At 36.1% G+C, this 26,042-nt stretch carries 21 protein-coding genes and 1 riboswitch; of the genes, 10 read left to right on the forward strand and 11 right to left on the reverse strand.

Annotation, left to right across the window (positions count from 1 at the left end):
* The first annotated feature begins 69 nt into the window (after positions 1-69).
* Complete coding sequence (locus CACET_RS09310) at positions 70-843, forward strand: helix-turn-helix domain-containing protein (RefSeq protein ID WP_044822915.1); 774 nt, start codon at positions 70-72, stop codon at positions 841-843.
* 88 nt (positions 844-931) lie between these two features.
* On the opposite strand, the gene CACET_RS09315 is transcribed toward CACET_RS09310, so the two are convergent.
* Positions 932-1,471, reverse strand: a complete 540-nt coding sequence (locus tag CACET_RS09315) for a nitroreductase family protein (protein ID WP_044822914.1) — start codon at positions 1,469-1,471, stop codon at positions 932-934.
* Positions 1,472-1,854: 383 nt separating this feature from the next.
* On the opposite strand from CACET_RS09315, the gene CACET_RS09320 reads away from it, so the two are divergent.
* Positions 1,855-4,599, forward strand: coding sequence for a YheC/YheD family endospore coat-associated protein (locus CACET_RS09320; RefSeq protein WP_052661187.1), 2,745 nt, complete (start codon positions 1,855-1,857; stop codon positions 4,597-4,599).
* A 68-nt stretch (positions 4,600-4,667) separates the two neighbouring features.
* Here CACET_RS09320 and CACET_RS09325 read toward each other — a convergent pair whose 3' ends face one another.
* Complete coding sequence (locus tag CACET_RS09325; protein WP_044822913.1) at positions 4,668-4,997, reverse strand: hypothetical protein; 330 nt, start codon at positions 4,995-4,997, stop codon at positions 4,668-4,670.
* A 315-nt stretch (positions 4,998-5,312) separates the two neighbouring features.
* On the opposite strand from CACET_RS09325, the gene CACET_RS09330 reads away from it, so the two are divergent.
* Complete coding sequence (locus CACET_RS09330; protein WP_044822912.1) at positions 5,313-6,260, forward strand: 2-keto-3-deoxygluconate permease; 948 nt, start codon at positions 5,313-5,315, stop codon at positions 6,258-6,260.
* A 54-nt stretch (positions 6,261-6,314) separates the two neighbouring features.
* A complete protein-coding gene (gene larA / locus CACET_RS09335) occupies positions 6,315-7,589 on the forward strand; it encodes a nickel-dependent lactate racemase (protein ID WP_044822911.1) in 1,275 nt (424 codons plus the stop codon).
* A gap of 262 nt (positions 7,590-7,851) precedes the next feature.
* On the opposite strand, the gene pdxA is transcribed toward larA, so the two are convergent.
* The 8 genes from pdxA to thiC all read right to left on the reverse strand — a co-directional run bounded on the left by pdxA (position 7,852) and on the right by thiC (position 18,604).
* Positions 7,852-8,847 carry a 4-hydroxythreonine-4-phosphate dehydrogenase PdxA gene (gene pdxA / locus CACET_RS09340; protein WP_044822910.1) on the reverse strand — a complete coding sequence of 332 codons (996 nt, stop codon included), beginning with the start codon at positions 8,845-8,847 and terminating at the stop codon, positions 7,852-7,854.
* 5 nt (positions 8,848-8,852) lie between these two features.
* The gene (locus tag CACET_RS09345) at positions 8,853-10,139 is read right to left on the reverse strand and encodes a four-carbon acid sugar kinase family protein (protein WP_044822909.1); all 1,287 of its coding nucleotides are present in this window, start codon (positions 10,137-10,139) and stop codon (positions 8,853-8,855) included.
* Between the two features lie 269 nt (positions 10,140-10,408).
* Positions 10,409-11,911: a B12-binding domain-containing radical SAM protein gene (locus CACET_RS09350; protein ID WP_052661186.1), complete on the reverse strand. Its 1,503-nt coding sequence runs from the start codon at positions 11,909-11,911 to the stop codon at positions 10,409-10,411.
* 1 nt (position 11,912) lies between these two features.
* The gene (bzaD, locus tag CACET_RS09355) at positions 11,913-13,235 is read right to left on the reverse strand and encodes a B12 lower ligand biosynthesis radical SAM protein BzaD (RefSeq protein ID WP_044822908.1); all 1,323 of its coding nucleotides are present in this window, start codon (positions 13,233-13,235) and stop codon (positions 11,913-11,915) included.
* A 4-nt stretch (positions 13,236-13,239) separates the two neighbouring features.
* On the reverse strand, positions 13,240-14,766 hold the full coding sequence (locus CACET_RS09360; RefSeq protein WP_044822907.1) for a DUF2284 domain-containing protein: 1,527 nt from the start codon (positions 14,764-14,766) through the stop codon (positions 13,240-13,242).
* Positions 14,759-15,829, reverse strand: coding sequence for a nicotinate-nucleotide--dimethylbenzimidazole phosphoribosyltransferase (gene cobT, locus CACET_RS09365; RefSeq protein WP_044822906.1), 1,071 nt, complete (start codon positions 15,827-15,829; stop codon positions 14,759-14,761). Before cobT ends, CACET_RS09360 begins: the two co-directional genes overlap by 8 nt.
* 62 nt (positions 15,830-15,891) lie before the next feature.
* A complete protein-coding gene (gene bzaB, locus CACET_RS09370) occupies positions 15,892-17,178 on the reverse strand; it encodes a B12 lower ligand biosynthesis ThiC-like protein BzaB (protein WP_044822905.1) in 1,287 nt (428 codons plus the stop codon).
* Positions 17,179-17,299: 121 nt separating this feature from the next.
* The gene (thiC, locus tag CACET_RS09375; RefSeq protein ID WP_044822904.1) at positions 17,300-18,604 is read right to left on the reverse strand and encodes a phosphomethylpyrimidine synthase ThiC; all 1,305 of its coding nucleotides are present in this window, start codon (positions 18,602-18,604) and stop codon (positions 17,300-17,302) included.
* Between the two features lie 78 nt (positions 18,605-18,682).
* Positions 18,683-18,874: riboswitch (cobalamin riboswitch) on the reverse strand.
* Between the two features lie 429 nt (positions 18,875-19,303).
* On the opposite strand from thiC, the gene CACET_RS09380 reads away from it, so the two are divergent.
* From CACET_RS09380 to lexA, 6 genes are all read left to right on the forward strand, one after another.
* Positions 19,304-20,821, forward strand: coding sequence for a spore germination protein (locus CACET_RS09380; protein WP_044822903.1), 1,518 nt, complete (start codon positions 19,304-19,306; stop codon positions 20,819-20,821).
* 145 nt (positions 20,822-20,966) lie between these two features.
* Complete coding sequence (locus CACET_RS09385) at positions 20,967-22,151, forward strand: Ger(x)C family spore germination protein (RefSeq protein ID WP_044822902.1); 1,185 nt, start codon at positions 20,967-20,969, stop codon at positions 22,149-22,151.
* A 13-nt stretch (positions 22,152-22,164) separates the two neighbouring features.
* Entirely contained in the window at positions 22,165-22,371 is a 207-nt protein-coding gene (locus CACET_RS09390) for a hypothetical protein (protein ID WP_044822901.1), read from the forward strand.
* Positions 22,372-22,434: 63 nt separating this feature from the next.
* Positions 22,435-23,517 carry a GerAB/ArcD/ProY family transporter gene (locus CACET_RS09395; RefSeq protein WP_158386029.1) on the forward strand — a complete coding sequence of 361 codons (1,083 nt, stop codon included), beginning with the start codon at positions 22,435-22,437 and terminating at the stop codon, positions 23,515-23,517.
* 94 nt (positions 23,518-23,611) lie between these two features.
* Positions 23,612-24,730 carry a tyrosine-type recombinase/integrase gene (locus CACET_RS09400; protein WP_044822899.1) on the forward strand — a complete coding sequence of 373 codons (1,119 nt, stop codon included), beginning with the start codon at positions 23,612-23,614 and terminating at the stop codon, positions 24,728-24,730.
* Positions 24,731-24,816: 86 nt separating this feature from the next.
* Positions 24,817-25,443 carry a transcriptional repressor LexA gene (lexA, locus tag CACET_RS09405; RefSeq protein ID WP_044822898.1) on the forward strand — a complete coding sequence of 209 codons (627 nt, stop codon included), beginning with the start codon at positions 24,817-24,819 and terminating at the stop codon, positions 25,441-25,443.
* A 189-nt stretch (positions 25,444-25,632) separates the two neighbouring features.
* Here lexA and CACET_RS20925 read toward each other — a convergent pair whose 3' ends face one another.
* Entirely contained in the window at positions 25,633-25,743 is a 111-nt protein-coding gene (locus CACET_RS20925; protein WP_242846858.1) for a putative holin-like toxin, read from the reverse strand.
* Positions 25,744-26,042: the final 299 nt, after the last annotated feature.

Raw genomic sequence — 26,042 nt, forward strand, 5'->3', positions numbered from 1 at the left:
AGTATATTTATATTTTTATAACTATATTTTTGCGTTTTAAAAAAGATTTCAAAAAGGAGTTGAAGGATTATGGAAGTTGTCTATAGCACTGCTGGTAAAAAACATATTTTGGATAACATGGAGAAGTTTTTTTTATGTACTCATCTACCCATCAAAGCTCTTACTTATGAGGGAGAGCTTATACATACTGTAGGATACAATGAAAGATTAGAGGATATTTATACATATCAAAAGGTTTTTGAAAAAACTGAAGAAGAATTATATAAAGAGGATAGTTCCTCTACCTTTACCCTCTCCTCTGATGCCATAAATTTCACAGTTTTTTATATTTGTCCTAGAAATGTTCATAGAGGCGTTTATATTATTGGCCCCTATAGAACTCAGCCTGAGCAGGATAGAGAAATCTTATATAAGCCTGATAGTTGTATACCTCATCTTATTTCTTTATTACGTAATATTGCAGAAGATAGTGATTTTATAAGACAAAAAAAATTAAGCTCCTACAGTTTATATGTAAAAAAAGCCCTAGACTATATGGATGCTAAGTATAACACTGCTTTAAACGTAAGTTATGTAGCAGATTATCTTGGGATTAGCAAATGTTATTTTTGTTCTATTTTAAAAAAGGAAACTACTAAAACCTTTACACAGGTTTTAAATGAAATTCGAATAGAGAAAAGTAAGACGTTGCTGCTAAAGGGAAATCAGTCTATTCTAGATATTGCTATTTCTGTAGGTTATAACAATCAAAACTATTATAATATGATTTTTAAGAAACTTACTAAAATGACACCTCTTCAGTTTAAGAACACGGTTAATAGAATTTCAATTTCTCATTCCTAAAAAAATAAGAGCTGTAGTCAAAGTCCACTGAAAAATTATATCTATTACTTCAGTGGACTTTGCAATCAGCCCTACAAACCATAATTTTTTACCAATTTTCATAATGTACTATTTCTTCAAGTTTTTTCCGTGGTCTTGCTTGAGGGATTTCTTCCCCGTAACCAAGGGTAAGAATAGCTACTACATACTTATCAGAAGGTATATTAAGAATGGGTCTAATGTCTTTTTGAGTAAACCATGCAACCCAGCAAGTATTTAATCCTAAGTTTTCTGCCTCTAACACAATATGTTCAATAGCAATAGATGTATCTCTGATAATTTGTTTTAACTCTTCATGAGGACTGCTTTCATCGATAAGTAATTCTGCTTCTCCTTGTATTCTAGAGCGTAGATCTGCAACACATACAATAAAAACTGGTGCTGTTAGCATCCACTTTTGGTTATGAGACAATTCGGCTAATTTTTCCTTCGTCATTTGAGACTTTACTATAATAAAATGCCAAGGCTGAGTATTACGACCAGAAGGAGCAAGTCTTGCACTTTCAAAGAGTTCCACGAGTTTTTCTTCTTCTACTGGTTTATCAGCATATTTTCGTACACTTCTACGCATATTGATTTGATCCATCATAAAAGTAGTACCCTCCCCTTTTTCTTTTTTAAACTTTTAACATCTCTTCTAATCTTCTATTCTTTATTGTCTTATCTATTTCCTTTAATAAATTATCCTAATTTATAATCTCTACTCAAACTTTTGTTCCTTTATCAATCTGATGCTCTATTTCATAATTAAAACCATGGGCTTCCAAGAAGAACTTCCTAGCACTTCTTCTCTAAAAATAATAGACAGCTTCAAACATTGCTGTGAGCTTTAAATTTACATAAAAAGTTGTAATGAATTTATAATATGAATAAAATGAATTTATGCGTTAAAAAACATAAAAAAATATTGATTTTTCATATACTCACTTAAGTAATTGGTTTGCATATATAGGAATCAGGAGGTGAGTTATATTGGAGCTAATAAAAGATATTGAAATTAGAGGGACATCAAGTGAAGAAAACTACCTGGAATTATCTTCTGATTCTTCTTATATTGACATGAGTAGCGGTAAGTATATTTTAAAAGCAGGAATGATTACAACTTCTGCTGACATTCGAATTAATCATACAGATCACAAAAATAATATTTTCTTTTTAAGTGAAAAACTTCTTGAAGATTTATGTATTCCTTCAGGAAGCAGACTTAACTTAAAATTTAACAGTAGTACCCTAGTATTGGGTCCAATAATAGGGATATTTATCAAACAAGAGAAAATTGAATATCTTAAAAACGGTGGATGGGATAGTGTTTATTACTTCTTTCAAAATATAGGTATCAAATATAGCAGCATAGTTTATTTCTTCACACTTTCTGACATTGATTGGGATCAATTAAAGGTATATGGATACCAATGGGATATTAATAATGTTTGGACTAAATCCTCTTATCCCCTGCCTAAAACGATTTATGATAGGTGCTTTGGAGAACAGGGCAGAAAGAATGCCTATACTCTAAGGAAAACCATTGCTGACAAAGGGTTGTCTATAAAGCTGTTTAATGAGGTTATAAAAGTATGTAAACGTGATACGTATGAACATCTAGTTAACTATCCTCAAATAAACAAGCACTTACCCATTTTTGCACCCTATAGTGTCAAAAACCTTATCCAATTTATAAATGATTTCAAGTCTGTATATATTAAGCCTGACAAGCTCTATAAAGGAAAAGGTGTAATGAAGGTAACACGGAAAAAAGGTAATTTTCTAATCGCATTCCGTGAAGAAGATGCTAATAACAAAATTTTTTGTAAAGACTGCCATTCTATGGTGCAACAGCTAACTTCCCTTTTATTTGAAAATCAAAAATATGTGCTGCAGGCTCCCATCCAGCTTGCAACTTTTTTAGGTAACCGCTTCGATATACGGGTAATGCTGCAAAAAAAAGAACCCTTAACTTGGGAAGTTACTGGAATAAATGCCCGTATAGCCTCTGAGGGAAGTGTTATTACAGGTCCCCGTAGCGGGGGCAAGGTGCTGAAAATAAAAGATGTATTAGCTATGTCCTTTCCTGGAAGAGAACATGAAATCATAGAACAGATTGAATTACTTTCAATAAAAATAGGCTATAAAATGGAAGAAAAATATGGATTTTTAGGTGAGTTAGGTATAGATCTAGGCATTGATGTTAATGGAAAGGTATGGCTTATTGAGGTTAACGGCAGGCCTCTGAAGGTAAGTTTTGCTGCACTAAAAGATAAGGCGATTACAAATGTAATACATCAAAGTCTGATGTTTTTAAGCTTCTCCTTATGTAAGTTTGATATCGCTCCTAAAATAAAGCTTTTGTCCTCTAGATATTATAGGCTTTATTTCTTAAAAAGATTTGATGATGAATGTTTTGAAAGAGTGCTTTTTCTAAATCCTCAACAGATGAAAGTGTTCATGTTTAAGTCAGGGCAAAAAATTGTCCTGCAAGTAGGTGTGTCCTCTGCGGAAGTAGAGGTCAGAGAACAAGAAATGGATACCGACTCTAGTATCATGTATGTATCCAATACTGCCTTTGATGAACTGCCATGCTACTATGGTGAAGGTGTTTCTCTAATCATGGTTTCCGACTGTCACTTGGTTTTACAGCCTACTGTAGGAATGACGATCTCGGCAGATAGCAGAGATTATCTAGAGGAAACCTACGAGTTTGAAAAAACTTCTTTACTTGCGTTAGAAAAAGGTATTTTCCTTTATTATTTTACTCTAGACAAAATTGATTGGGACAGAAAACTAGTTCTTGCACATTATTTAAATCCTATTAGTAAATCTTGGGTTAAAGAATACCTTCCTTTCCCTCAAGTTCTTTACGACATGGCTACATTTCCCTTTGATATAGAAAAAAGATTGGAGGCTAAAGAAGCTAATAAGAGGATGCGTAAAAACTATGATTTGCAGGTTATTAATGCAGTACGTTCATTAGGAAAATGGGAAACATGCAACGCCATAACTTTTTTTGAGGAAATAAAACACTTTATTCCAGAAACTACTTTGCTCTCTCCTTTAGCTTTAAAATCCTTTTTAGATAACTATGACTTTATTTTTGCAAAGAGTAACTATGGCAGTTTTGGTGAAGAGGTAATAAGAATTGAAGAAAAAGAAGGGAATTATCTATGTCGGACAGGAGGATCTAGAGTAAAAGAATGGGAATTTTACAATATCACCACATTATATGAGTTTTTAGTAAAAGAACTAGATTCTAAAGCGATTTTGCAGAAGGGAATCGTTTTAGCAAAGATTGGTGATAGAATATTTGATATGAGAATACTGTGTCAAAAAGATAATAGAGGAAAGTGGAAAATTACTGCTCTTGACTTCAGGATTGCACCTATTGGTGGTGTTGTTACAAATTACTCCGCTGGAGCTGAGGAGATCTTGGTGGTTCCTGGTGAGAATTTGCTGCACCCTTCTCTATCTTGGCAATCTATAACTGATTTCACCAATAAGGTTTTGTTGGCTTTAGAAGCTACCTTTGGATCTATGGGTGAAATAGGATTGGATGTAGGCTTAGATATGCAAGGAAACCTCTGGCTAATTGAAGCTAATAGCAAACCTAATACCATTGGCTATAGGGAATTAACTACAGAAGATGTCTGCTCAGAAGTTTATGGTCTTCCTTTAGACTATGCAGAATTTTTAGTGAAACGTATGTATAACAATATAATTGACTAGTACTGATAAAAGACTCGTAACGATTTCGTTATGAGTCTTTTATTAATATTAATTCTTTTAATCTAGTGCTAATCTTGGATAATCTCTTCAGCCCCTGACTGCTCCATAATCTCTCTTATACGGTTGCTATCATGTTTAGATGTCTCTACTGCAACGACAATACCAGTATTTCCCTCTAGGCCAGAAATTCCTTCTACAAAGGTACCCAGTTCACCTAGTCCATCTCTTTCAGTTTTAATAAAAGTTACTTCATCAGCTGCAGCTTCAAAGCTGTGGAACTTCTCTTCCTTAGCAAAACTGCTGACAATCATGTCTTTACGGTCCAGGCCTGCAATACGAAGACTATCTATAAGGCCACTAGCTTCTCTTTGGTCTAAAAATCTTGCTATTAATCGCATTTGCATACACCTCCAAATCTAGTATTACCTATTGGAATCATTCTAGTCTATTTTTTATTAATTTTTTATAGTTCGAGGCCTTCATCTAACTATCTTTCGCCCTATGATTCAAATGCTAGTTTTTCAGGTATATTTATTGTAATAAAGAAGAGTTTGATGAAAAAGTTAAAAAAGTATAAAATTTTCTCTTATAGGCTAAAATACGTTAAAAGTAAGAATAAAAGAATAAAGGATATTAGTAAAAAGAATAATAGTGATGGCAAGAAAAAAAGTATTATTTCTTAAAATTTTCATAAAGGTAAAGGAGAGGAATAAATGGATATTTTAAAATTTGTTAAGAAAGTTCCAGGAGGGTTGATGGTAGTTCCGCTTTTGCTGGGTGCATTAATTAATACAATTTTCCCAGAAGCATTGGAAATAGGTGGATTTACAACGCATTTATTTAAAACAGGTGCAATGCCGATTTTAGCAGTATTTCTATTTTGTAATGGTGCACAAATAAATGCTAAGCAAGTAGGCTCTCCCTTAGTAAAAGGGGTGGCTTTGACAGCATCAAAAGTACTTATTGGTGCAGTATTAGGTGTTCTTGTGAACAACTTATTCGGTCAAGCAGGTGTCTTAGGAATTTCTTCACTTGCGGTCATTGGAGCATTGACCAATTCAAACGGAGGACTTTACGCAGCTTTAGCTGGAGAGTTTGGTGATTCAACAGACGTTGGAGCAATATCTATACTCTCTTTAAATGATGGACCATTCTTTACCATGTTGGCATTTGGTATAACGGGAATAGCTACTGTACCCATCATAGCCCTGGTAGCTACTATTATCCCTATACTAATAGGGTTTATCTTAGGTAATCTAGATGAAAATTTAAGAGAGTTTTTAGCACCTGGAACAGCATTAATTATACCATTTTTTGCCTTTCCATTAGGGGCAGCTCTAAATTTTGGTCAGATTATTGAAGCAGGTCTTCCTGGTATTATTTTAGGAGTGGCATCTACTCTAATAACAGGTATTGGTGGATATTTTACTATGAAGCTTCTTAAAGCAAAACGTCCTCAAATTGGTGCAGCGATTGGTACAACAGCAGGAAATGCGGTTGCAACACCAGCAGCTTTAGCAACGGTGGATGAATCTTTAGCAGCCATTGCACCAACAGCTACAGTTCAAATCGCTGCAGCCATCATTGTTACTGCAATACTATGTCCTATACTGGTAAACTACTTACATAGGAGAGAAGAAGCTAAGGCAGCTATGCAGTAATGTAAAATAATGGTAAAATAAACATATTAAGCATGGAGATTGGAGGAATAAATGATGACAACGATTAAATTGCCCTATGGAAAAGAACATATCAATGTTAAAATACCAGAAGAAAGACTGAATGCAGTTTTAGTATCTGAAATGCATGAGTACAAACCAGAACTAAGCCAAATAGAACAGGTGAAAAAGGCTCTTGAAAATCCCATAGGAACCCCAAGATTAAAGGAAATGGCTAAGGGAAAAAACAAGGTGGTTATCATAGCAAGTGACCACACAAGACCAGTACCAAGTAAGATCATCATGCCTTTGATGTTGGAGGAAATAAGAAAAGGTAATCCAGATGCTGATATTACAATATTAATATCCACTGGATGCCATAGGGAAACAACGAAAGAGGAACTAGAAGCTAAGTTTGGATCTGAAATCATAGCCAATGAAAAAATATATGTTCATGATTGTGATGATGAAAGTATGCTGGTGAATATAGGTGTACTTCCCTCTGGTGGACTATTAATTATTAACAAATTAGCAGTAGAGGCAGACCTTCTTGTTTCTGAAGGATTTATAGAACCCCATTTCTTCGCTGGTTTCTCTGGTGGAAGAAAAAGTGTGTTACCTGGAGTCGCCAGCAGAGCTACTGTTATGTATAATCATAATGCGGAATTTATAGACAATGAAAAAGCAAGAACTGGTATTATTGATGGAAACCCAATTCAAACAGATATGCTATATGCTGCAAGGGCGGCAAGATTAGACTTTATAGTAAATGTTGTTATCAACTCTGAAAAGGAAGTCATTTTTGCGGTGGCTGGTGACTGTGATTTAGCTCATAAGGAGGGTTGTAAGTTTTTAAATGATTACTGTAAGGTAGATAGTGTTCCTTCCGATATAGTAATCGTAACAAACGGAGGATACCCTTTAGATCAAAACATTTATCAGGCAGTCAAGGGAATGACAGCAGCTGAGGCCACGGTGAATGAAGGTGGTATCATTATCATGGTTGCAAAGTCCAATGATGGTCATGGTGGAGATCATTTTCATAAGACCTTCAAAGAAGAAAAAGATGTAAGCAAAATGATGGATGCATTTTTAGCCACACCAAGTGAGAAGACGATTCCAGATCAATGGCAATCTCAGATATTCGCACGAGTCCTTAAAAATGCAAAAGTTATTTATGTGTCGGAAGCTCCAGACGAGATGGTTTCTGATTTACATATGATCCCTGCTGCTTCTGTAGAAGAAGCTATAAAACTGGCAGATAAGATTTTAGCAAAGGAAGATGCAAAAATCACTGTTATTCCTGATGGTGTATCTGTCATCGTTCTTTAGAAGTTAATCATAAATTGATTGGCAGTTGCTAATAAGATAGCTAAGATCCTTCAGTTCCTTCAGGATGACAAAGTCGCCATCAGTTGTTACTATAATTATCTAGTCAAAAGTCAACAGTAGTGTTAGCAAAGCCCAAAAAATAAATAAGCTAATAGAATAAGTTTAGGTATTCTATTAGCTTATTTTATTTTTAAGTGTATATTTCAATTCAGTGAAATAAGTTCAGCTATCGGTCTAAGGGATGATGCTTTTTTCATGTTGCTTACTTGGTTGACAAAATCTTAGCCAGTTCAATAGACTGTACCATGCTTTCCTCATTGGCTATACCCTTCCATGCTATTTCAAAGGCAGTACCATGGTCTACTGATGTTCTTATGATAGGAAGCCCTGCTGTTACGTTTACACCACTGTGAAATCCTATCAATTTTAGGGGAATATGTCCTTGGTCATGGTACATAGCCACTACGATATCATAATCTCCTTGTTTTGCTCTTAAAAAGATGGTATCTGGTGAGATAGGTCCTTCCACCTGCACCCCTTCTTTTTGTTTTCTTTCAATAGCAGGTATGATTTCTTGTTCTTCTTCATCTCCAAATAAGCCCCCTTCCCCAGCATGAGGATTGATGCCAGCTACACCAATTCGTGGAGAATCGTAACCTAGTTTTTTCAAAGTTTCATTGGCAATCTCGATAACAGAAGCTACTCGATCTTTATGCAAAGTGTCAATGGCTTTTCTTAAAGAAACATGGGTGGAGACATGAATTACTTTTAATGATTCGTCATAAAGAAGCATCGCATAGTTTTTGGTGTCGGTATAGTGGGCCAATATTTCCGTATGACCTGGAAAGTGGTGACCGGCTGCCTTCATTGCCTCTTTATTTAGAGGAGCTGTGGCAATCCCAACGATTTCTTTATTTAAAGCCAATTCCACCGCCTTCACCACATATTCAAAAGCAGCATTACCTGCCATAGATTGTACTTTTCCTGGAACTAATTCATCTATATTGATATTATCCATATGAAGCACATCGAGGACACCTTCTTGAAACTTTCCTTCAGAAACTTGGCTTATTTTATTTAGTTGAACATCTTCTATTTTAATCAGGTCTTTTACTTTGCTCATTACATCCATATTACCGATAACCACTAAATTACAATCTTTCACTTTATTATGTTTCACACTCTTTAATATGATTTCAGGGCCTATACCTGCAGGATCTCCCATGGTAATACCAATAATCGGTTTATTTTTTGTCATATGTATCACCCTTTCTTTAAGGATTCTATAATTTTTGAAATAGCATCTTCTTCTCCAAAGGCTCCAGCTTTTGTTACAATAGCTATGTGACCAAACTCTTTACTGATGAACCTTCCTATAGGGATGGCGGGCAACAGCTCATCTTCAATAATTGTTCCTGAAACCTCCATAAGTTTTGCTGCTTTAATAGCAATATCTCCTCCCGTTAATAATACCCCTTTTATCTCTAACTTTGTACAAATTTCTTTTGTTACCTCCCCTAAAAACTCAGCAATTTTTTTGCTTATATCGGCAGCTGACAAGCCATTTTTTATGCCTACTTCCCTAGCCTGTTCCACAGCTTCTCTGGTTTTAGCTGATCGAATGATTACGTCTTGATCTTTTTCTAAATAATCATTGGCAAGCTTTAAGATACTTTCCTTTTCCTTTTGAGGACTGTTAAAAACATGCTCAATATCAATATCGACAACCTTTACAGAGGAATTTTTGGCAGCATGGTTTACTTGCGCTCTGGTAACATCACTTACACTTCCTGCCACCACCACCACATTTCCTTTTTTTACTTTAGCTACGTCCTTTTTTATGATGCCTAAAGTTTCAGGAAGAAACTCAGCAAGTCCAGCAGAACCAACAAAGATAAACTTCTCTTCAATTCCTAAAATTGCACGGGATATATTCATTAGATCTTCGCTGCTTACTGCATCAATCACGATAATTTCAATACCTTCTTTAATGCGTTCTTTTATTTTGCTTGTAATGCCTTCAGGACCTTTTAGTACCGTCTGAAGATGGATGATATCTATTTTTTTATCTGTCTGAAGTGCGATGATGTCTGGGACATAAGAATAATGTGTGGGATTCATAGGATCTTTTGCAAATTCTGTTTTTTCAAGGGGAACATCATGGACCAAATGGATTCCCCCTACAACCCTTCTACCATTCTTGGGTAAACTGGGAACTACAATAGCTAGCTTTGCTTTTACAGCATTCATTGCTCCTTCAATTTCTGCTCCAATGTTTCCTCTGAGGGTAGAATCTAGTTTTTTGTAAATATAATCAATTTTATTATTATAAAGGATTTTGGCGGCTTTTGCTACTTTTTCATAAGCAGTTTCTTTTGAATCAAAACGGCTTTCAGTATCTATTACCACTACATCTAAATTTTTAAGTGCCTCTTCAATTTTATCAAGGTCAGTTAGAACACCAGTTTCTAACCCTTTTTTTGCAAATTGTACACCGGTATCGTTAGAACCTGTAAAGTCATCCGCAATAATGGCGAGCTTTTTCTTCATTCTATCAACTCCTATCTTATCTATATTATCTATCATACCATTATAGGTTATACTATTTCAAATAATCCTACTTATAGAACTCCTTTTCTAATAAAATAAAAGAAGCTCTCTTTAGAAAGCTCCTAATTATAGGTAGTTAGTCATAGGCATTAACTTAATACAATTATTAGCAAAATTCTCTCCAAATGTCATCCTGAGGGTAGCGAAGGATCTTGGATTAATGACAAATTATGGCTTAAGTTAATGCTAATGAGATAGTAGTAGAAAATTTATTTCAATGTGTTACAAACATATTCCTTTAAAACCTTGACAGTATTTGATTTATAGTGATTTTCGATGGAAATTCCCTTTTCCAATAGGGTTAAAGTTTCTTCAAACACACCGATTAGCATGGTGTTGACTTTATCATACTTTTCCTTCATTTCTTCTGCACTATAGGTACCGTTGCACCACAATGTTTTATAACAACCAAAAATACAATTTGTTATCTCCCGCATGATGGCGGCAAAGGCAGCTACCTGAGGATCTTTGTAATCAGCACTTCCTTCATAGGTGGATAAAGAAGATAATTTTAGTCTCCCCTGCTCTTTTAATTCTTTATAGGATTTTGTTCCTTGAAGAATAATCTGGTGATGGTAAAGAACGTTGACGGTAATATCAAGACTGTTAAGAATTTCATTTCTTTTTAAGAAGTCATAGTTGATCCTCAAATCCTCTACTGTAGAATCTGGCTCAAACATGATGAAACCTATATTGGGTTTTATGCCGTGACTTCTTAAGATTTTTAAAGCTTCTTCGTTTTGTTCTACAGTGGTCATTTTGTTCAATCTTTTCAAGCTTTCTTCTTTACCACTTTCAAGTCCAACCAGGATATGTTTTAATCCAGCATCTACTAAAGCTTTTATAGATGTATCGTGGATATCATTAACCCTTGCTTCTATGCCAAATTGTATATTTCTAGACTTTAGCAAAGAAGCTAACTTTATGGCTCTTTCCTGACCCTGTTTTCCGGGACCAAAAAAATTAGGATCTGTAAAGTAGAAGGACCTCATACCGGTTTTAGCGATAACTTCATCTATTTCTTCTACGATGTTTTCAGGACTTCTTCCCCGCCATTTAGAACAACCACTGCCAATAAAGGGATTAATATAGCAAAAACTGCAGCTGCCGTAACACCCTCTGCTGCCCATAATATTCACTTCTCCTATAGATAGAGAGGCAGCAGTTCTTTCGGGAAAAGGAATATGATCTAAAGCTTCGAAGGCTTCAGCATACTCTATATGCAGTTGGTTTGATGATGTTCTATAGACAATTCCCTTCAATTGATGATGTGTACTATGGGTCTCTAATTCTTCAACAAGCCGTAAAAAAGTCATTTCAGGTTCTCCAAGAATAATAGAATCCAAGGCACTACACTCTTGGAAAATTTCTTCATAAGCAAAGGTAGGGTAATAACCGTAGGCTGTGATATAGGATACCAAGCCCTCCTCCTTCACTTGCCTTAACAACTGATAAAGCTCTGTGTCTGCCTTCCATTGATATACCATATGAACCCCTAGTACCTTTGGTTTGAAGGCTTTAATCATTTGGTAGATTTCTTCATAGCAGCGTCTCTCTAAATAACCTTCAACTATATCTACATGATGCCTTTGTTCTTTTAGCACCCCTGCAATATATCCAGTAAACAAACAGGAGGAAAGTGGTGCATTGGCGATATCATTGATGTTTTCCTCTCCAATTTGTCGAGGATGTTCTAATAATAGGATTTTCATTTTATTTCAACTCCTGCCACATAAAAATGTTTTTACATAAATGGAGGGTTTCCAAGCGATGGCGAATACTACTAAAAGGTTCAGGGTTATAGTAAACGGGATAAAGCAGATCTGTAGAAGGCGAAAGAAGACCTTGCTTTTTAGCTATTTCATAAATAGGTGTATCTGGATAAAGCCTGACATTGTTTAGAACAACTGTCCCTAGGCTTTTTGTTTCTTGATGAATAGCATAGATTTCATCAATCAATTCCATACCTTTTTTTATAGTAGCTTCACTTTCTCCTGGAACATTTACCATGAAATGATATACACTAAGAACACCTGTGCTGGCAGACAGCTTTGCGGCTCTTATAATATCCTCTATCTTTAGCCCTTTCCCTAAAACATCTAAGGCTTCTTGAGAAAGACCATCAGGAGAAAAGGAGAAACATTCACAACCAGAATCTCTAAAAAGCATCATATTCTTTTCGTCTAAGTAATCCTCTCGAAAAAATCCACTCCATTTTACTTGTACATTTCGCTCTATTAATAGAGAACAAATCCTCTCCAAATGCCCCTTTGGTATATTTACCACTGGATCAGTGAAGTGTACTCTCTCGATACCATATTCTTTACTTAGCAATTCAATTTCATCCACCACTTGTTTAGGATCTCTACAGCGAAGTTTTCTTCCCTGTAGATTAGGATATACGCAGTAGCTACAATGAAAGGGACAACCTCTTTTTGTCTCTACCCCCATAGCCTGCACATAACTATTTCTACTATTGTAGAGCTCTGGGTTCAATAATTTTCTATCCGGCTGAATGTAGTCATATTCCATGTCTAATTCCCTAGAGGGATTGAGTATCACGATCTCCCCTGCTTTTCTGAAGCATAATCCCTTAAGATGAGATGGATTTTCTAAGTTCTCCAGCAGTTGAGGTAATGTATTCTCCCCTTCTCCAATGATGCCATACTGAATCTCTGGTAGTTCCTCCATGATTCTTTTAGGAAAAAGAGAAAATCCAGTGCCCCCCACAATAATTTTTCCTTTGGGGACAAGGGCAGCAATCATCTTTACAGTGGCTACAAAGGGAGGCATCAGAGAGGTCATCTTATTTCCTAGAGGGTCGATGTTTCTTAAGGAAACACAGATTACCTCTGGAGGGTAGCTTTGCAGCTTCTCTTTTAACTGACTAAAGGGATCTTCTTGAATATTCATATCAAAAATCTCAATAGTATGATCCTCTTTAAGCAAAGTAGCTAAGGTAACAATCCCTATAGGATAGACCATCTCAGATGTAGCAGCCTCTGTAGACATGGCTTGTATAAATAATACCTTCATGTAATCACTCCAATAATAATAAACCAAAATATTTGGCGTAGTCATTCTTATTTTTTAATGTTTCAAGATTTCCCTTTAAATTTCTTACTGTTTGAAAAACATCTATACCTGATCCCTCCATAGAGGGTCTTGCCTGGGGACAAGTGCTGTTGGGTTTACATTGACTGCATAGACAACAGGGACCGGCCCAAAGACTAAAGGCTTTGTAAAATCCCTGCTGATAGGCCTCTTTTTCAGCTGCCAATATTTTAAGTTGAAAATCCTTTGTAGGGGGCTCCCCCTCTAGCAGTAAGGCATATTTAAATTCTTCTAAAAGTTTTTTTGTTTTTTCTATAGGCAGACTATTGGGAGGACACTTTCCTAATCCGTAATGTTCACAACCAAATTGACATTTTACCGCCGCTGCTTCAGTGAAGGCTATGTCTTCGGTGGATAGAAGTTGTAAATTATTAAAGTTAAGGCTTCTCAGCTTTAACATCAGACTTTGTTTTGGATTTCTGTGAATTTCTTTTAAAAGTTCCTTATCCTTTGAGGCGATGATGAGGGCTGTATCACTTTCCAATGGTAAAAGCCCTTCATTGTAAAACCCCAAGTTTTTTAATGTTTTACATACCCAATCCCCTTCAAACACCTTGCCGTTATAGGTATTCACCATCATATTTAAGTCAGACAATCGAGCCTTTAGGGAATGATGTTCCATAAAAAAATCATGTGCAACGATGAATCCTTTTGGATCAATCCATTTTGCCGCTTGGCTTAAAATATGCTCCACTTCCTCCTCTGAGTAGGCATGAAGAATATTGGATAATAGGATTACATGAAATTTTTCTGTTCCTAAATCCCAATCCTCTAATATATTTCCTTGATGGTAGGAAATATTAGGTTGCGTATCTGCTAAATTTCCTTTGGTTATTTCAATAACAGAACTTAAATCAAAAAGAGTGGCCTTCATCCCATCAAATTCCTCTAGAAAAGCTACAGAGAAGGCACCGGACCCTGCCCCAACGTCTAAAAGGCTGCCCTCTAAATGTAACCCTTCAAAGAACTTGACAACTTCCTTTGCCTTAGACTTTGCTATGCAGTCCATTGCTCTGATATATTTCTTTGTTCTCTGTTTAAGCACCTCTTCATCTTCATTAGGAATATAGTTGAGACGTTTTCCGTGGATTAAGGTCTCCTTTAAATCCTGCCAGTTAGCATGCAGTTCTTTCCTCCATAAAATTGAATCCCCCTGATACAATTCCTTATCCTTTATTAAGTACTCTGAAGCCAACTGACTGTTATAATAGCACGCCTCATACTTTACCAGCAGACCTAGAACTGTCAAAGTATTGAGAAACCGATCCATTGCATTCTCATTGCTGGCATAGTGACGGGTGATTTCTGCTAAGGTTTTTGACCCTGTTCCTATGTAGGCAAACAATTCCAACTCTACAGCAGTAAAGATTACCTGTGAATTCCAATAACTGCAAGCTAAATCCTCTAAATACTGGGCACCAGATTTTTGAGGGTCATAGAAGAGATTAAGCATCTTTGCTAACCCCTGCATCTTCAAAGGTAAGTACTTTATTGATTACTTGAGCAGCAGCTTCAACAACATTCATCGCCATAGCAGCACCAGTACCTTCACCTAACCGAAACTTTAAATCAAGTATAGGGTTTAAGCCCAACGCCTGCCACATATGCTGATGACCTACTTCTACAGATTTATGAGAGGCAATCATGTAATCTACTACATTTGGATTTAACCCTTTTGCAATCAAAGCTCCCGCAGTAGAGATAAAACCATCAACAACAACTGGCACTTTATGATAAGCTGCTCCTAAAATCACCCCAGCTATTCCTGCTATTTCATAGCCTCCTACTTTGGATAAAACATCTAAAGCATCTTTAGCATCGGGATGATTGATTTCTATTGCCTTTTCTATGGCGAGAACCTTATTTTCTAACCCTTTATCGTCTACACCAGTGCCTCTACCAGTAACTTCAACAACACTTTTACCTGTCATCACTGACACAATGGCGCTGCTAGGGGTGGTATTGCCTATACCCATGTCTCCAGTGGCAATTAATTCTACTCCCTTTTCTTGAATCATTTTGCCAGCCACTTCGATTCCTGCTAAAAGTGCTTTTTCCGCTTGTTCTTTCGTCATTGCCGGTCCTTTTGTCATATTTTTTGTTCCGTAATCTATCTTATAGGGTAACACGTTACCTTTTTCAACGAAGTCCGTCAAATCTACTGCTACCCCCATATCCACTACAACAACCTTTGCTCCTACCACTTCTGATAATACATTGATGCTGGCTCCACCCTTTACAAAGTTTGCCACCATTTGAGGCGTAACTTCCTGTGGAAAAGCACTCACCCCTTCTTCCACTACTCCGTGGTCTCCTGCCATGACGATAACCATTTTATTTTTTACTGAAGGTTTTAAGGTTTCCTTTATTGCTGACAATTGCTCTGCCAACGTAAGCAACTCCCCCAGACTTCCTGGAGGTGTTGCTAGATTATTTAAATATTCCTTTGCCTTCAATCCCCACGCCTTATTACTGGGTTGAATTTCTTGAATTATTTCAGCTAATTTAGCAGACATAGATCATCATCCTTTCATCATTGGGACTTCCTTATCTTCAACATAAAAGTTTATAACAGCATCTATGCAATACCGAAGTATTTCGCCGCCACCTGCATCGCACAATCATCATCCCCACAAGCACTACAGTGATGGTTATCATTTTTCTGGTTTTTCATTGCCGCCTTCAATACTTCTGGATGAATTGCCCTTTGAAGTTGCTGTTCTAAGTTCATTCCTACTCTAGCCTTCGCCATCTGTAGTTCGTTGTTGATGACATGACCACGTTTTCTAGCAACATTTGCCGCCTGTGCAGCAATTCTTGTAGAGATCACCCCTGTTCTTACATCATCTTCATTAGGTAAGCCTAAATGTTCTGCAGGTGTTAAGTAGCAAAGGAAGTCTGCACCGTGCATTCCCGCAAAAGCACCACCGATGGCACCTGTGATATTGTCATAACCTGGAGCAACATCTGTTGCAAGGAAGCCTAATATGTAATAAGGAACGTTATGGCATAGTTTTTTCTGTAGTTCCATGGTGGTTTTTACATGGTTCAGTGGCACATGCCCTGGACCTTCAATCATTACTTGAACCCCTGCCGCAAGAGCTCTTTTTACTAAGTCCCCTGCAACCATCAGACCCTTGATTTGGGATTGGTCCAATGAATCTGCTGTAGATCCTGGTCTTATAGCATCTCCTATACTTAAAACTACATCATAAGCCTTCATGATTTTCAACAGCCTATCAAATTCTTCATATAAAGGATTTTCCTTTTGGTTTTGCAGCATCCAGCCTGTAAGGAAGGACCCTCCTCTACTTACTACATCTGTTACCCTTCCTGTTTTTTGAAGGGTATGGATGATATCAAAGTTTAATGCACAGTGAATTGCCATAAAATCCATACCGTCAGCTGCGTGTTTTTCTATGGTTTCAAAAAGATCATCAGAAGTCATCCCTACAATACTACCCTTTTTATCTATTGCCTCCACCCCTGCTTGATAAACAGGTACACTCCCTACAGCTACGTTGGCTAAAGATAAGCTTTGTTTTCTCATACCGTCTATATCTCCTCCGGTACTTAAATCCATAAAGGAGTGACAGCCGGCTTCTTCAGCAATCCTTAATTTTTTCATCTCCATATCCATTTGGTCTCGATCACTGGAGGTACCGATGAGGGCATTCACCTTAATATCTAAACCTGCACCAATACCACATATTTTCGAACGGTTTCTTACTCTATTTTTAGGTATAACGATTCTTCCTTCTGCTACACCCTTTCTAACAAATTCCACTTCAACTTGTTCTTGTAATGCAACGATTTCCATTTCTTCTGTAACCTTGCCTGCTCTTGCCGCATCTATTTGATTCATTTTTTTCCCTCCTAGATTTACTCACTTTATTTTAAATACCTCATCTATGCTATTGTTGCTATGTTTAACAGCATTGTATTGATCTCTTTGATACTTCAATTTAAGTCTATCCCTACCGTTTTTAAGCAGTGGCCATATTGTTATCCTTATTTAAGAATTGTGATACGATCTTCATAGCACAATATTTTCCGCACATGGTACATTCTGAAGAAAAGTCATCGCTTCTTTCCTTCCACATTCTTCTTGCAGTTTCGGGATCGATGGATAATTCCATTTGTTTTTCCCAATCTAAGTTTCTTCTAGCCTGTGACATTTCTAAATCCCATTGAATAGCTTTTTCTAACCCTTTAGCTACATCTGCAGCATGTGCAGCAATTCGTGAAGCCATCACACCATCATAAACCTGTTTCTTATTAGGTAAACCTACATGTTCTGCTGGGGTAACATAGCATAAAAACTCTGCACCGGCAAAGGCACTAATGGCACCACCTATAGCTGCACTTATATGATCAAAACCTACTGCACTATCTGTTACCAGCGGACCAAAGACAAAATAAGGGGCACCTTTACATAGGCTCTTTTGCAGCTTTACTGTTGTCTCTATCTCATCGATAGGAACATGTCCTGGACCTTTTACCATCACCTGTACCCCTGCATTTCTTGCTCTGGTTACCAACTCTCCTAAGACTACAAGTTCATGAACCTGTGCTCCATCTAAAGAATCTGCAAGACATCCCGGTCTCATACCATCAGCAAAGCTTAAAACTACATCGTACTTTCTTGCTATTTCCAACAGCCTATCAAAATTTTCATATAAAGGATTTTCTGCTTCATTGTGGATCATCCAGCCAATTAGATGGGCACCTCCAAAGCTTACTAGAGGATCAATTCTTCCTTCACGCTTTGCTCTTGCAACAATATCCATCGTGGTACCGCAATGTAATGCCAAAAAGTCTATTCCTTCAGCAGCATGTTTTTCAATTACCTCAAATAAATCATCTACTGTCATTTTGAGGGAAGAGCCTCGTTTTTTCTTGGCATCAGCTAAAGCCTGATATAGGGGTAAAGTTCCAATCGGTTTTGGCGTAGCAGCTAAAGCTTCTTTTCTCATGCCATCTATATCTCCACTTATACTTAAATCCATAAGGGCATCTGTTCCTGCTGCCACTGCTGTCATCATCTTCTCAATTTCTCCGCTAATACTATCCTCAGCACCATGCATACCGATACTGGCACTGACCTTGGTAGATAGTCCTGTACCTATTGCAACTGGACATACACCTTTGTGGTGCTTACTTCCTAGCAATACGATTTCCCCTTTAGCGATTCCTTGACGGATAAACTCTTCGCTCACCCCTTCTTTTATAGCTACCTGTTTCATTTCATCAGTGATGATACCGTTTCTTGCATTTTCTAATAAAGTCATACTATCTTCCTCCTTTATAAAATTGACAACAAAAAAAGTCCACAGTCGTATGACCGCGAACTTTACCATGATTCACATAAGAATATTTTATACCAGGCAGGTCTCCTGACTTCCGGATCATAGTCTTACTTGCGCCTTCCCATTTATTTGTAAATAAACAGTGACATCATGCAAGAGACTCCTCGGTTACAGTGGCGGGACCGTTCGGGAATTTAACCCGATTTCCTATTCTCCTCTTCATAAAGAGGCACCTGATAACTGAACTTTTTTATTGGATTATGAAAATTATTATAAATCAGATTTTTAAGATTGTCAATATATAAATAGTATTTTATAACTCATTCCTTATGCTATGTTATATAGATATCCAAGTTAAAAACTTACATTATATCTATAAATTTTTATAGGATAACTCATTGAAATTACTACAAATAATTAAATGTATAACTTAAGATCTTGGGTTGGATATCTATAGATAAGCAAGCTCAAACTTTAATTTTGATATATACGGTCTACGGTTTCGCCTCAAAACCGTGGGCTGCAAATGTAGCCCTTAATATATCAAAATTAAGTCCTGATGTTGTTTATCTATAAACATTGCTATACTTTTGAGTTTGCATAATATATTCGTTAGGTAGACATCATAATAGTAACTTAGTAACTTAGTAACTTTATTATTTATTATTTATGGAGGAAACCATGTCTAGAAATATAAAAAGGCCTTTGAAATACCTAAGCAAAAAAAAATCTGAGATATCCACGAAAACACAGGAAATCACTTTGCCAACACAAGAAATCCCACAGGAGATAAAAGCTATTGAAAAGTTATTGGAAAATATATTTGAAAAAAGCAGTGATTTTATTATCAGAAGAATATTTTTTGGAAAAAACCCTTCCGCTTCAGTAATAATTGTTTTTATTAATGGCATGATAGATAAACAGTTACTCAATAATACTGTAATAAAGCCGCTTTTGGAGGAAGAGAGCTTTACTTCTTTTGAATTTTTGAAAAAAAGTATTGTTTTCAATTGTGATGTAAGAGAGGTAGAAAGTTTTCAGGATAGTATTGATGGTATTCTAGGTGGAAACGCTCTTGTATATGTAGAAGGTGTAAAAAAAGCCCTAAAGATAAGTGTACAGGGAGGAAATATGCGGAGTGTAGAAGAACCTGTAACAGAGTCCGTGGTTCGAGGACCAAGAGAGGGCTTTACTGAATCAATCGTGACAAATACTTCTCTATTAAGGAGAAAAATTAGAAATCCTTATCTTAGATTTGAATCCTTAACCATAGGAAATCAAACTAAAACTGAAATTAATATCTGCTATATTAAAGGGATAGCAAATAATGAAATCATTGCAGAAGTAAAGAATCGGTTAAAGAAGATTACTACAGAGAGTATTTTGGAGTCTGGATATATAGAGGAGTTTATTCAAGATGCACCTTTTTCTATATTTCCAACGGTAGCAAATAGTGAAAAACCTGATATTGTTGCTGCCAAAATATTAGAGGGTAGAGTAGGCATTCTTTGTGATGGTACACCTTTTGTTTTAACCGTTCCTCATCTGTTTATTGAAGTGTTACAAGCCGGTGAGGATTATTATTCAAGATGGATTTACTCTTTGCTTGTACGTTCTATTCGATTGATGGCCTTTATGATTACTACCATGACACCAGCCTACTATGTAGCCTTAATAAGCTTTCACCAAGATGTAATTCCCTTCAAACTGCTGCTGACCATGGCAGCTTCAAGGGAAGGTATTCCTTTTTCAGCTTTTTTAGAGGCTTTGTTAATGATTTTCACCTTTGAACTATTAAGGGAAGCAGGGGTTCGAATGCCTCGACCTATCGGGCAGGCAGTAAGTATTGTCGGTGCTTTAGTAATTGGTGATGCAGCTGTTAGAGCAGGGCTTGTAAGCATTCCTATGGTTGTAGTAATTGCTATTACAGCAATTACTAGCTTTATTATTCCTCAGCTTTCCGGAGGTTTATTAATTATACGGTTGTTGCTGCTCTTTGCTGCCAATATCGTAGGAATTTTTGGAATTATAGTAGGTACACTGATCCTTTTCATCCATATGTGCAGCTTAAAATCCTTCCAAGTACCTTATTTATCTCCTGTAACTCCCCTTGAAATGGCAGATCTAAAAGATAGTTTTGTTCGTTATCCTATCTGGAGGCTATTAGTAAAGCCCAAATCCTTTATCAGGAAAACATGACAGAATCCCAAGATCCTTCGCTACCCTCAGGATGACATTTGGAGAGAAATTTCGTAATAACTGTGTTAGGCTAACGCTAATGAGATAGATATAGAACTATATTTTTATTTTTAAAAATACTAAAATCTAGGATGATGATCTCTCAATGAATAAAAAAATCCTAAAAAAAACATTATTATTGCTAATCCTCTTAAGCTTATCCTTAACAACTTCTTGTTGGAATAATCGTGACATTACCGATATCGCTATTGCCGTAGGAATAGCCCTTGATCTAACAGATAGAGAAGAAATTCAACTTACTGTTCAACTGGTAAACCCTGCAGCAATGCAATCAGACCAAGGTGTGGGGGGTGGCGGCAATATAGAAGCCAGTGTTGAAATATCTGCTACAGGTGTAACAGTTTTTGATGCTGCTAGGAACTTAATCGGTAACACTAGTAAAAAAATGTTGTTTTCTCATATGCAGGTAGTCCTCATTGGAGAATCTCTTGCAAAAAAAGGGCTAATCGAGATAATAGACTTTTGGGAGCGTGACCATGAACCAAAACGAAAAGTAGACTTTCTCATAGTAAAGGGTGGAACAGCTAAAGAAATCCTTGAAGCTAAAACCCATATCGAACCACTATCCTCTATACATCTTATGAAAAGTTTAGAGGCCAGCAAGGCTATTGGGAGAATTCAAAAAATCACTCTCTTTGATATTATTCAGCAACTTCATGAACCTAAGCGTTCTGTAGTAATAGGTATAATAGATCCCAGCACCAGCTCCAAAGAAGTTTATATAGAGGAAATGCAACTTCAAGGAAGTAGTGTTTTTAAACAAGCCAAACTAATAGGTTTTCTCACACCAATCGAGACTAGAGGGTTTTTATTTGCTGATGACAAAATACAAAGTGCTATTCTTACTGTTCCTAATCCAGTACACTTAGGGAAGCTTTTTGCAGTAGAAGTTCTTAATAGTAAAGGCAATATCACAGCAAAGCTTGATAATGACCAAGTAACATTAAAAATTGAAGTGGTAGCAACAGGAAATTTGGGAGAGATTATTGGAGAAAAAGATTTGGCACGATTTAATTTGTTAAATAAGTTAGAAAGAAATATAGAAGAAAGTATTAAAAAGGAGATCAATCAAGTAGTCAAGGTGGCTCAAAAAGAATATAGGAGTGATATATTTGGATTTGGGGCACAGCTTTATAGACAACAATATAAGGAATGGGTAAAAATTGAGAAGGATTGGGAGGATATATTCTCCAACACCCCGATAGATATTGAAGTGAAGTTTACTCTTAAGGGAGCAGGACTGATCAAAGAACCTGTAAGAGTTCAATAAAAGGAGTGATCTGATGAAACTTATAGCTATTTTAATTGTGTTTATCACTATCTCTTTCATTGATCTTCCTAAACTGCTTAAACATAATAATAGAAGAAAATACATTGCTGTCTATTTTACACTGGTGCTCCTTGGTTTTTTCCTTAGTGTTCTACAGATATTCGTGGAGTTTATTCCAGGTCCTATGTTGATCTTAAGAAATTTCATTAAAAAAATATAAATACTTCAAAACAAATGCCATAATTTTCTTAAAAATACTTAGAACAGCAGGTGAATTAAAATGATGGAGGAAAAAATATCCCCTTATCAGCTAGGAATGATGATCATCTCTTACATGGCAGGAAGCGCTTTGGTAGTAAACCCTGCCATTGCAGCAAGACATGATGCATGGTTAGCCTTTCTACTAGGCTGGGGAGGTGGAATGATCTTGCTATTTATTATTATAAAAATTGTAATGCTACATCCCACCAAGTCTTTTGTAGGGATATTAATAGATTGTTTTGGGAATTTCTTTGGTAAGCTTATAGCAATCATCTACGGATGGTATTTTGTACATCTGGCAGCAGAGGTGATTCGAACTTACTCTAATTACACAACAACTGTAACTTATCCAGAAACCCCACTGCTTTTTTTTTCGATTTCCTATACCTTGGTGGTCATCTATGCATTAAAAATAGGCATAGAAACCATCGGTAGAATCAGCGAAATTTTTGTTCCTTTTATCGTTATCGTTCTGATTTTCACCTTTACAGCCTCCTTGACCTCTATCAATATAAACAATTTTCAACCTATATTGTCTCAAGGACTTGATCCTATACTAAAAGGCGGGGTGGCAACAATGATTTTACCTTTTGGTGAATTTTTTATTTTTTTAATGGTCTTACCCAATCTCAATCACCAGCAAAGCTATAAGAAAACTTTTCTCCTTGCTTATTTAATAGCTGGTTGTATATTATTTACTGTAGTATGTAGAAATATTTTAGTGCTGGGAGCTGATATGATGGCTAGAGATATCTTTCCTTCTCATATTGTATTTAGACTTATACCCGTAATAGATGTAGCTCCACTATTAGATATGAATCTTATTATGGCAGGTGTAGTGAAAACCTGTATATGTATTTATGCGGCAAGCAAGTTAATCGCTGAAGTTTTTGGTCTTTCAGATTATAAAATATTTATTTTACCGTTAGGTGCATTTACTGTTTCCTTATCTATGATGGTTCATGGCAGTGTTTTGGAGCAAGCTACAGTGGCTATAGAAATGTGGCCAATTTACTCAATTCCTTTTCAAATCATTATACCAATCATTTTGCTAATGATTTCCGTCATAAAGAAAAATCTACCTGCTAATTTTAAAAAACAGTGAATGTCCTTCACCTTGCTAATATTTTTTGCCATAATATTCTTGCCTTTACCCTAGTAACACCTTAAAATAGATACTAGCAAGGGGTGATTTTACAATGAAAAACAAACTATCTATACATAACAAATCTGATAAGCCAGATAATATCGTATTAAAAGAAAATCAAATCATTGAAAGATGTTTAGAGATCGAGGCACAGCTGCCTGATTTTATGAGGGACTTTTTCTTATATTTAAAGAATGGTGTAGCCCTATCTACCCGCCTAGCTTACTTAGAAGATATTTTCTTCTTTTGCAGATACTTGGTGCAGGAATCTTCTTTATCTCAAGCCAATACTATCAGTGAGATTTCAATAGAGGAATTTAATAAGATCAATGCTAAAGATATTAATCGATTTTTAGGAGACTATTGTTCACGCTATACGATGGAAAATAGTGAATATATCAAAGTCATGGAAAATCATAATAGAGCCTTAGCAAGAAAAAAATCCTCTTTATCGGTATTATTTAAATTTTTGTTTAGAGATGAAATTGTTGAAAAAAATATTACGGATGGCTTTAATCCCATCCGTCTTCCCAAACCACAACCTGACGCTATCAAACGTCTTGAAATCGATGAAGTGGCAAAGATGCTGGAAATTGTAGAAACCGGAGAAGTATTTACCGATAAAGAAAAGATCTATTGGGAAAAAACGAAGCTAAGGGATAAAGCTATTATTGTCCTTTTTGTCACCTATGGATTGAGGGTAAGTGAACTGCAACAGCTGAATATTTCCTCCTTTAACTTCAATAGAGGAGATTTTAAAATCTATAGAAAACGTGGTAAAGAGGTGCTTATGCCTTTAAATAAAACCTGCGAAAAGGTGATCAAAGAATATGTCACCAAGGAACGTTCTACGGAGACTTCTTTGGATGAGATGAGCAAAGATGCATTATTTTTATCTCTACAAAATAAGAGGATGACCATTAGAGCTATACGAAATTTGGTAAAAAAATATACTGCATTGGCATTAGGTACAAGTCGTGGACAGGGCTATAGTCCCCATAAATTAAGGGCAACGGCTGCTACTTCATTGATTCAACAGGGATTTTCCATCTATGATGTACAAAATCTTCTAGATCATGATAATGTCACCACCACTCAGTTGTATGCTGCTCATAAAATAGATGTAAAACGAGAAATCGTTAAGAATTTTGAATGGATAGAAGAAGAATAGAAAATTACGAACAAACGTTTTGTAATATTGTAATTGTATGCTATAATAAAAGGTAACTAGAGATGTAGAAAGGAGCCTTTGCTTGTATGTATGAAGATCTAAGTAGTAAACAATTAGAAATTTTACAATATATGAAACAAGAAATAAGTTCTAAGGGTTATCCGCCTTCTGTAAGGGAAATATGTCAGGCTGTTGCCTTAAGATCCACTTCAACAGTACATGGTCATTTGAACAAGTTAGAAGAAAAGGGATATATCCGAAGAGACCCTACAAAACCTAGGGCAATAGAAATATTAAATAGCGGTGATAGTTATGATGTAAAGCTACATAAAGAGATTATTCATGTTCCTATCCTTGGTAAGGTAACAGCTGGAGAACCTATTTTGGCAGTAGAAAATATTGAAGAAACTTTTCCTTTACCTATAGATTTTCTAAGGAACAGCAATGAAGATGTTTTTATTTTATCCATTAAAGGTGAAAGTATGATTGAAGCTGGGATATTAGATGGAGATTATGTGGTTGTTAGCAAACAATCCCATGCTGCCAACGGAGATATCGTAGTAGCCTTGTTAGACAATGAAGCTACTGTAAAAAAGTTTTATCATGAAGGCGATCATGTGAGACTACAGCCGGAAAATAAATATATGGAACCTATTATTGTGAAGGACGTTGCTATCTTAGGAAAAGTCATAGGTGTTGTTCGAAAGATGTAAAGGCTGTGTGTTCTATACTTTGAAAAGCTGCATATTCCTACGATAAGGGAAAAAAATAGTGCATATGAAAGCTTGTTTAATTTTCTAAATATATGTTATACTATAGATAAAGGTAATCGGCTTGGCAAAATGCGATTACCACTGGTGATTTAAGTACTATTAATCACTCTGCAGTGCCATGCAGGGTGATTATTTTTTTCCTCTTTTGTTATCCTTTGAAAGACTCACAATTAAGGAGATAAGCGATACTAATAACATTCCAAACATTATCATTAGCGAAACTGCTTGGTAAGTATCCATCGCACCACCTCCTTTCATCCGAAAGTAAGGTGGTAATCACACCTGCATTTATCCGACTACCCTTATTATTATTTTATCAAACATTTCTTGTATTTACCAATACTATTCACCTGACAAGTCTTTTATATTTTGCAGTGCCTTCAACACCCCTAGTTTGCTGTGTTCGTAGGTCAGCCCTTCTTTGGCTCTGTTTACTCCTTAGTCAGTAGACTTTTGAATATAGAACAGTCTTTTCTGTAACTTTCCTTTCAATAGATTCAAAACCAATTTCTCCATTTGACAAAATATCGATTTGTTTT

Origin of the sequence: Clostridium aceticum (assembly GCF_001042715.1) — a bacterium.
GTDB classification, from domain to species: domain Bacteria; phylum Bacillota; class Clostridia; order Peptostreptococcales; family Natronincolaceae; genus Andreesenella; species Andreesenella acetica.